We start from the raw sequence: 9750 nt of genomic DNA on the forward strand, positions 1-9750 counted from the left end.
TGTGGCAGAATATTATTAATAGCTGGCAGTTGTGGAAAAAGAGAAAGAATGAGATAAAATAATGAATATAATCTATTGATATTTAGGTGTTTGCTATTTGTACCCAACTTTTCCTTTGTTTTTCCTATTTTCCTGCTTATTCCAATAAATGCGTTTATTTTGTTACCAGTTTGTTACTTGAATAGCATTGAGTAACAAAAAAAATATCTATATTTGCCATCGGTAACAAAATAAAAACATAAGTATGGCGAAGAAGAAACAAGAGGCTAAATTGAAGGAGCCTGTAAGAATCCGGTTTAAGCAACTTGCCAATGGTAACCAGTCTATATATTTGGACTATTACACAGGTGATGTTATTCGGAAAGAAAACTATGTTGGCGGTAAGCGTCAGTATGAGTTTTTGAAACTCTATCTTATTCCTGAAAAGACAAGGGAAGATAAGGCAAAGAATGAAACTACGCTGGCTCTTGCCAAAGCGATTCAAAGCAAGCGGATAGTAGAGCTACAGAATGATGCGCATGGATTTCAGAACACTAATAAGTCAAAAGCGAATGTAATTGACTATTTGGTGAACATGAGAAACCAATCTAAAGAGCGTGGTAGCTTGAATTATGAAAAGACTATTGGTAACACTATCCGTGAATTGAAACTATTCAGAGGGGACTATATCGCTTTCCGTGATATAGACAAAGATTTCCTTAGTAACTTTGTGGATTTCTTAAAACAAGCCAAGAAAGCAAGCAAATACGGATTGGCAAAAGCAGGAGGAGTGTTAAGTAATAATTCGGTAGTCGCTTATTACGGAGTATTGCGCACCGCTCTGAATAAAGCATTTAAAGAAGGAATTATAACCATTAATCCTACTAAGGAATTTAACTTTGCCGATAAGGTAAAAGCGGAAGCGAGCCGTAGGGAGTATCTGACGATAGAAGAACTGAAACTGCTTATAGCTACTGAATGTAAGTATGAGATAATGAAGCAAGCCTTTCTTTTCAGTTGTTTGTGTGGATTACGGGTAAGCGACATAAGAAAGTTGAAATGGAGTGATTTACAGAAAAGCGGTGAAAGGATTAGAATTGAAATAAAGATGCAGAAAACCAAAGAGCCGCTTTACTTGCCTATATCTGATGAAGCCTTAAAGTGGCTGCCACAGCGGGGGGAAGCGAAAGATGATGATTTTATTTTCCCTTTGACACATGAGGGTACTATAAATAATATACTTCAAAAATGGGCGAAAGCAGCAGGAGTAACTAAGCATATCTCATTTCATGTTGCAAGACATACCCACGCTACCATGATGTTAACATTAGGTGCAGATTTATACACAGTTAGCAAGTTATTGGGGCATAAGAACATTGCTACAACTCAAATTTATGCCAAGATTGTAGATAAAAAGAAAGAAGAAGCGATAAGTTTGATACCAAACTTAACGGATTAATTTAAAAAGAAAGAAAGTACGGAACGCTGATAGCCGCACTTTCTTTCTTTTTTTGCCTATGTTTTACTGGAAAAATATATCTTTGCCGCTACTAACTGAAACAGAGCATATTATGACAGAAGAAGAACTGAAAGTAAAATTCGATTATATACAAGGCATATTCAACCGTTGCATAAACTATGCCTGCCAAATTTTGATAGACAGTATCATCGTCAAGGTTCGATACTTGAATGGAGAACAGGCTGATGAACTGGAACGTCAGGAATATATACATGCTGTTAATGAATTAGCGCAACTATATATCCGTTATTCAGCACTGAATGACATCCAAAATTTCTACTCTGTACCCGATTTCTTTTGGGAAAGCGGTTTTTATGAAGCCTTGAAGCCTGATGAAAAAAGAAAATATCTTTCATTCTCTCCTCTTTCGTTCAATTATTCCCAATATGCGCAGGATAATACAGTTTACGATGAAGAACTACCTTATTTCTCCATGACAGTAAAAGCTGTTGTGTTGGAAAGATATTCGGCATACTTGCGAAAAAAGAAAGAGGATAGAGCGCAGGTAGAAACACAGCCGCAACAGGAACAGGTAGAACTGAATCCGGAGCCAACTATCGTTTCTCCAGTAATAGCCGTACCTCCCGTCGCTGAAACGGAAAATCAGTTTGAATCAATTCTTAATGACGGTCAGATAGAATTGATTGCGGAATGTATGAATGAGGTTAAGATGTTCAATGCCCCCGTAACTTCTGACGACCTGAAAGCGATACTCTCTTGCAAGCCCAAAGTCATATTCAGGTCTAATAATAACAGGTATCTCGCTTTTCTTTTTTCAGAGTTGAGCTATCGCAACCTGATTACCCCCAATTGGCAATCGGTTATTGCCAACCATAAACTCTTTCTTTCCAAAGACAAAAGTAGGGATAAATACCTCAATCAAGGTGATTTAGCCACAGCTACGAATTATGTGAAAGACATAGACCATGTGAAAGGATATGCAATCATAGACAAGTATATCAAACAACTGAAAAAACTTTAAGAACAGGTTAAGACCTCAAACATAACTTAATCCGCTATCAAGCTATTACTCAATACTTTTGCCCCCGTAATCGATTACAAGTAAACGGAGGGCATGCACTCCATATTGTTTCACGCAAATACTTATATAGTATGAGTAAGAGTATTGAGATGCGAGTTGAAGAACTCGAAAATTTAGTGTTCCTTTCAAAAAACGTGCTTAGTTTCGAGGAAGCAAGCAAGTTTTTAAACCTTTCCAAAAGTTACCTGTATAAACTGACTTCGGGTAACCTGATACCGCACTACAAACCGCAGGGCAAGATGCTTTATTTTGAGAAAGCAGAGTTGGAAGCGTGGCTACGTCAAAATCCTGTAAAGACACAAGCGCAGATAGAACAGGAAGCGCAGAAGTATGTTCTTAACCGTCCCTTAAAAAAGTAAGTCTATGGAAAACAAGAAAGGAACGGAAACGCAAAAGATGACGAGGGAAGATTTTGCTGTCCTTTGGAAAACCATTCATCTAAAGATAACCGACACTTACGATGTACCGCCCGAAATACTTTGGGTAAATGGCTCTACTATCGGCACATTGGGAAATTTCAGTGCATCTACAGGTAAGGCAAAGAGTAAAAAGACATTCAACGTTTCCGCCATTGTGGCGGCAGCGTTGAAGAATGACGAAGTTCTGCAATATTCGGCTTTCCTACCGGAAAATAAACGTAAAATTCTTTATGTAGATACCGAACAGAGTAAATACCACTGTCACAAGGTAATGGAACGTATTATGCGTTTGGCAGGTCTTCCCACCGATAAAGACAGGGATGATTTTATTTTTGTCGTCTTGCGGGAATGTACACCGGATAAGCGTAAGCAGATAATCGACTATATGCTTGCCAATATGGAAGATATAGGACTTGTTATCATAGATGGCATACGTGACTTGATGTATGACATCAATAGTCCGAGCGAATCATCCGAACTGATAAATCTCTTGATGAAGTGGTCGAGTGAATACAATCTACATATTCACACTGTCTTGCATCTGAACAAAGGGGATGACAATACGCGAGGGCATATTGGTACGGAGCTTAACAATAAGGCTGAAACGGTCTTGCAGGTTACTAAAAGCACTCAAGACGTAAATATCAGTGAAGTAAAAGCGATGCATATCCGTGATAAAGATTTCGAGCCGTTTGCATTTCGTATTAATGATAGTGCGCTTCCTGAAATAGCGGAAGATTACATTTTTGAACAGCCCAAGCAAGACCGTAGTTTTCCGCTTACAGAGTTGACCGAGCTACAACACCGTGAAGCATTGACTAACGGCTTTGGTAAACAAGTGATACAAGGTTATCCTAAAGTGATAGCTGCCTTAAAGGAGGGTTACGCAAGTATCGGTTTTGAACGTGGGCGCAATGTGCTTGTGAAGCTGAATAAGTTTCTTGTAAACAAGCGAATGCTTGTAAAAGAGGGTAAAGGTTATAAGTATAACCCTGATTTCCACTACTAACAATAGGTTTGGTTTAGTCCGTGTGTATATATAAGAGGAATGAACTTCTTTTGATACTGTAAGTACAAAGTAAGTTTAGTACAGTTCAGGCGTATATATAGCGGACTAAACGGAATTTGTTTCAATTATTCAATCATCAATACATTTAGATTATGACAATCGAAGAATCCAAAAATATAAAGTTGGCAGACTATTTGCACAGTTTGGGATATAATCCCGTGAAACAACAAGGCAGCAGTCTTTGGTATAAATCACCATTCAGGGAAGAGAAAGAACCCTCTTTCAAAGTGAATCCTGACCGCAATTTGTGGTATGATTTCGGATTAGGCAAAGGTGGCAACATCATTGCATTGGCGCAAGAACTCTACGCATCCGACAGTGTGCCGTACCTTTTAGATAAGATTGCGCAGCAGGCATTACACGTCCGTCCTGTTTCTTTCTCTTTTCGGCAGCAATCTTCTACACAGCCGAGTTTTCAGCAGTTGGAAGTTGTGCCGCTTTCTTCTCCTGCCTTGTATTCTTACTTGCAGGAGAGGGGGATAAATACGGAACTGGCAAAAAGAGAATGTAAGGAAGTCCGTTTTGTGAATAATGGCAAACAGTTCTTTGCTGTTGGTTTTCCGAATGCTTCGGGTGGGTACGAGGTACGCAACAAGTATTTTAAAGGTTGTATCGCACCCAAAGACATCACTTATATACGACAGAAGGGAGAGCCGAGAGAAACCTGCTACATGTTCGAGGGATTTATGGATTATCTTTCTTTTCTGACCCTACGGCAGAAATCCTGTCTTACCTATCCCGACCTTGACAAGCAAGACTACATCATTTTGAACTCCGTTTCCAATCTCTCTAAAGCGTTGTACCCGTTAGGGAATTATGAACATATACATTGCTTTTTCGATAACGATGCGGCAGGAATGAAAGCCGTGCAGGAATTGCATCGGGAATACGGCTGGCGTGTCCGAGATTCTTCTCGTATCTACAGTAACTATAAAGATTTGAACGACTATCTTACGGGTAAGAAATTGTCGCAGTCGTTAGAGTTCCCACAACCGACAAAACAGACCGAAAGGCAGGTGCAGCAACCAACCAAGAAGAAAGGCAAAGGTTTTAGGATGTAACCGCCGCACGCACCCACAGGCTTTTAAGTAAAGAAAAGCCATAGCTCAATAGGGCGTTTTCTTAACGCAGTGCAAGCACCGCTAAAAACACCCTATCGAGCAAAGGGGCGATGCCCCTTTTGAAACCCCGTGAGCCATGCGGCACGTATGCAAGGCAAGCGGAATTGTCTAACGAAAAAATGTAATTCAATATGGGATATTTTACCCTTGATTTCAAGAAAGCAAAAGGCGCATCCGATGCCCGGATGTCCGACCACATTGAACGCCGGGTGATAGCGTCTAACGTTGACCCCACACGAACGCATCTCAATCGGGAACTTGTACAACTTCCCAAAGGAGTAACGGAACGTGACGAAGCGATAGCCCACCGCATCAAGTCGGCAGGCATCAAGCGCAAAATTACGCCTGACCAAGTAAGGGCTATTCGTGTTATGCTGTCGGGAACGCACGAGGACATGATGAAGATACAACAGGACGGACGTATAGATGAATGGTGTGACGATAGTATGCAATGGTTGCACAAGACTTTCGGAAAGGAGAACACCGTTTCCGCAGTTCTTCACATGGACGAAACCACACCGCACATACATGCTACCATTGTGCCGATAGTAATGGGTGAGCGCAGAAAGGCGAAGCAGAAAAAGCAAACGGAGGGAAAACGTACCTATCGCAAGAAAACCGATGCAGCCCGATTGTGTGCAGATGATGTGTTGAACCGTGATAGGTTGGTAGCCTATCATGATGATTACGCTAAAGTTATGGAGAGATACGGTTTGCAGCGTGGTGTACGTGGATCGGAAGCCAGACATACCACTACAGCCCAATATTACCGCGATTTGAAACGACAGACGGGTGAACTCGAAACAGACGTGCAGCAACTCCAATCCGAAAAGAAAGCAGCGGAGAAACGACTACTACAAATCAAAAGAGAAATCGGCACAGAACGGCTGGAAGTGGTTAAGACAGAAGCTAAAACCGCCATTATCGCAAAGGTAGGTTCTCTTTTGGGCAGTGGAGAAATCAAAGAACTGAAACAGGAGAACCAGCAGCTTCGTGATGAAGTTGTTGCTCGTGACGAGAGCATCGAAAGACTGCAAATTATGATGCAGAAGCAACGGGAACAGTACAGCAGGGAATTGGTAAAAGTGCAGGGTAAGCACATCAAGGAACTGGATGAAACCCGAAAGGAGATATCACGGCTGTCACAGATGATTAAAAAGGCTTGTGCATGGCTACCACTACTAAAAGAACTTTTCCGAATGGAAAGGCTATGTCGTGTTGTCGGTTTCTCAACTGAACAAACAGCAAAACTGATGTTAGGGGAAAAGATAGAACATAATGGCACACTCTATTCCGAAGAGTATAAACGGAATTTCGTAACGGATAAGGTGACTGCACAAATAGTAACAGCTTCAACTGTTGGAAAGAACAAATTGGTGCTAATCATCAATCGAAAAAATGTTTCCGATTGGTTCAGGGAGCAGTTTAGCAAACTCTATCAAAGGATACAACCGAAAGAGGAGCAGAAAAGGAGCAAAGGTTTTAGCCTGTAAAGAGAGGTATTTGGCTGAAATACAGTAAAAAGTACAATTCACAATGAATGATACTGTACCTTTTGCTATATTTGCATATAATCAATTTAATATTAAAAGAATGAATGAAGATTTTGATTATTTAGAAATAAACCGGAAGTCTTGGAACAACAGGGTAGATGTGCATTTGAAATCTGACTTTTACGATGTCGAAGGCTTTTTGAAAGGTGAGTCGTCTCTCAATGATATAGAACTTGGTTTACTTGGAGATATAAAAGGGAAATCTATTCTGCATTTACAATGCCATTTCGGACAAGATACTATTTCGTTGGGTAGACTTGGCGCAAATGTTACAGGTGTTGATTTATCCGATAAAGCGATTGACCATGCAAAGATATTAGCCGGGAAAGCAAATGTTAATGCAACTTTTATCTGCTGTGATATTTATGATTTGCCTGCTCATTTGAATGAACAATTCGACATCATATTTACAAGCTATGGAGTGATTGGCTGGTTGCCGGATATGAATAAGTGGGCTCAGATTATTTCAAATTATCTAAAACCAAATGGGAAGTTTGTATTTGTGGAGTTTCATCCGATTGTGTGGATGTTTGATGATGACTTTAAAAGGATTGAATATAACTACTTCAATTCCGGTGCAATCAGAGAAACACAAGAGGGAACCTATACGGACGGGGAAAATGATTTGTTGCAAGAATGTGTAACGTGGAATCATAGTTTGAGGGAGGTTATAAATAGCCTTATACAAAGTGGGCTTACCATATCTTCTTTTGATGAATTTGATTATTCACCCTATAATTGTTTTTCCCAAACAGTTGAATGTGAACCTAACAAATATAGGATAAAACATTTGAGTAATCATATTCCGATGGTCTATTCTATAATAGCTACAAAATAAGAAAGGCTGGAAAGAATTTAATATAATAGATATGAAAACGGATTTTACAATCAGGCAAGCTCAACAGTCGGATGCGGTTGAACTAAAAGAGTTATTTCAAAATACAGTTATCGTGATAAATAGACGCGATTACTCGCAGGTAGAAGTTGAGGATTGGGCATCCTGCGGAGATGACCTTTCTAACATTGAAGAGATGATAAAGACCCACTATTTTATTGTAGCTGTTAATCAACAGTCACAAATCGTTGGTTTTTCATCTATTACGCCTCATGGCTATTTACATTCTATGTTTGTTCACAAGGACTTTCAAGGTAAAGGTATTGCTACGATGCTTTTGGAAGAAATAGAACGGTATGCAATTACAGCCGGGATTATGCGGATTACATCCGAAGTGAGTTTGACTGCTCGCCCTTTCTTTGAAAAAAAAGGTTATGTAGTAGAGGAAGAGCAAAAGCGCAAGGCGAATCAGCTTTCTCTTACTAATTTTTGGATGGCAAGGGAAGTAACTAAAATCCAACGTTATGAGGGACGTATTCCTGCCTGCGGTGTGTTCTGCGGGGGATGTCCTACGTATACAAGAGAGAAAAATCCCTGTAAAGGAGCCGAACTGAATAGTTCTCGCTGTGAAAAATGCAAAACATTTCATTTATGTTGTTTGGAGAAAGAGATAACACATTGTTTCCAATGCAGCAGCTTCCCATGTGCCAGATTTAAAGGCTTTACTAAGCGTTGGTTGAAGTATGGACAGAATTTTATTGAAAATCAGAAACTGTTAAGTGAGATAGGCGAAGTAGCGTTTTTGGAGTATTATAATAAAAAGGTTACAGATTAAGTTTAGTACGTTCCTTTGTCTATATATCCAAAACGGACTAAACTTATTTGTACTGACAGCACTATTTTTGTACTTTTGTCGCATATAATAAATCGCAAATGGATATAAATCAGAGTTATAGAGAAGCAGTAAAGACCATAAAAGAAGCTATCCTACGCAGCCAGTACCGTGCAGCCGTATCGGTGAACAAGGAACAGCTATCTCTTTATTACGGCATCGGACGTTATGTGTCGGAAAATTCTCGTACAGGCTTTTGGGGGAAAGGTGCAATTGAACAAATATCTTCTTTGTTGCAGAAAGAATTGCCGGGGCTAAGGGGATTTTCAGCAACAAGCATAAGAAATATGCGTATTTTTTATGAGGAGTGGGATAAGGTTTTAAATCATCCGCCGTTGGCTGATGATTTGGTGTTGAATGAAAAATTGCTTCTTGTAGAAATTCATCAGCCACTGGCTGATGAATTTAACTGGTCAGACTTCCTTTCAATCGGCTTTAGTCATCATACCGAAATAATATCCAAAGCTAAGACTTTGGAAGCAAGGCTATTTTATATACATGAGTGCGCTACTCGTTATTGGAGTAAATACACTTTAAGGGATTACTTAAAAGCAGACCTATACAGCCATCGGGGAACTTTGCCTAATAATTTCGCACAAACATTGCCTGATACTAAGCAAGCTCTAAAAGCTGTTTGTTCATTCAAAGATGAATACCTGCTTGATTTCATTAATGTGGAGGAACTGGATGAACAAGAAGAGGATTTAGATGAAAAGATAGTAGAAAAGGCGATTGTTGCCAACGTGAAGAAGTTCATCATGACCTTTGGGCAAGATTTCAGTTTTATAGGCAATCAATATCGTATGGAGGTTGCAGGGGAAGAAATGTTCATTGATTTGCTCTTTTTCAATCGAGAGCTTAATTCCCTGGTCGCGGTCGAGTTGAAATCCGGAAAATTCCGTACATCTTATTTGGGGCAGTTGAATACTTATTTATCCGCTTTAGATACATATATCAGAAAGCCGCACGAGAATCCCTCTATAGGGATAATTCTTTGCAGGGAAATGAATCAAACCTTTGTAGAGTTTGCCGTTCGTGATTATAACAAGCCGATGGGAGTTGCTACTTATCGTGCATCTAAAGATATGCCGGAACGACTTCGTAACGCTCTGCCCGACATTGAGGACTTGAAAAAGCTATTGTAAGGCAAAAGCCTTATTTCTTTTTTGGCAGGTAATTGCCTTTTGTTACCTTTGCATAAGAAGCCCACCACAAAGCGAATTTCTTCGTTTTTTTTGTTACTATTTTGTTACCCACTGTTAGTAATAGGTGGGCTTCTTTCCTGATAATCAATTATATATGCTAATCAATATATAATATG

General features: G+C 39.7%; 9 protein-coding genes. All 9 read left to right on the top strand.

The window, feature by feature from the left end:
* Positions 1 to 244: 244 nt before the first annotated feature.
* The 9 genes from N5O98_RS26505 (at position 245) to N5O98_RS26545 (ending at position 9574) form a co-directional block, all read left to right on the top strand.
* Positions 245 to 1438 carry a site-specific integrase gene (locus N5O98_RS26505; protein ID WP_004307981.1) on the top strand — a complete coding sequence of 398 codons (1194 nt, stop codon included), beginning with the start codon at positions 245 to 247 and terminating at the stop codon, positions 1436 to 1438.
* Positions 1439 to 1550: 112 nt separating this feature from the next.
* Positions 1551 to 2480 (top strand): hypothetical protein, encoded by a 930-nt coding sequence (locus N5O98_RS26510; protein WP_004307982.1) that lies wholly within the window; start codon positions 1551 to 1553, stop codon positions 2478 to 2480.
* 131 nt (positions 2481 to 2611) lie between these two features.
* A complete protein-coding gene (locus N5O98_RS26515; RefSeq protein ID WP_004307985.1) occupies positions 2612 to 2899 on the top strand; it encodes a helix-turn-helix domain-containing protein in 288 nt (95 codons plus the stop codon).
* A 4-nt stretch (positions 2900 to 2903) separates the two neighbouring features.
* Positions 2904 to 3968, top strand: coding sequence for an AAA family ATPase (locus tag N5O98_RS26520; RefSeq protein ID WP_004307986.1), 1065 nt, complete (start codon positions 2904 to 2906; stop codon positions 3966 to 3968).
* A gap of 152 nt (positions 3969 to 4120) precedes the next feature.
* The gene (locus tag N5O98_RS26525) at positions 4121 to 5089 is read left to right on the top strand and encodes a toprim domain-containing protein (RefSeq protein ID WP_005833207.1); all 969 of its coding nucleotides are present in this window, start codon (positions 4121 to 4123) and stop codon (positions 5087 to 5089) included.
* A gap of 191 nt (positions 5090 to 5280) precedes the next feature.
* Positions 5281 to 6642 (top strand): MobV family relaxase, encoded by a 1362-nt coding sequence (mobV, locus tag N5O98_RS26530; protein WP_004312339.1) that lies wholly within the window; start codon positions 5281 to 5283, stop codon positions 6640 to 6642.
* 43 nt (positions 6643 to 6685) lie between these two features.
* Positions 6686 to 7540, top strand: a complete 855-nt coding sequence (locus N5O98_RS26535) for a class I SAM-dependent methyltransferase (protein ID WP_004312340.1) — start codon at positions 6686 to 6688, stop codon at positions 7538 to 7540.
* 31 nt (positions 7541 to 7571) lie between these two features.
* Positions 7572 to 8372, top strand: a complete 801-nt coding sequence (locus tag N5O98_RS26540) for a GNAT family N-acetyltransferase (RefSeq protein WP_004312341.1) — start codon at positions 7572 to 7574, stop codon at positions 8370 to 8372.
* A gap of 98 nt (positions 8373 to 8470) precedes the next feature.
* A complete protein-coding gene (locus N5O98_RS26545) occupies positions 8471 to 9574 on the top strand; it encodes a PDDEXK nuclease domain-containing protein (protein ID WP_004312342.1) in 1104 nt (367 codons plus the stop codon).
* The last annotated feature ends 176 nt before the right edge of the window (positions 9575 to 9750 follow it).

It is taken from the genome of Bacteroides sp. LFL-34, assembly GCF_027257075.1.
Taxonomy (GTDB): Bacteria; Bacteroidota; Bacteroidia; order Bacteroidales; family Bacteroidaceae; genus Bacteroides; species Bacteroides ovatus.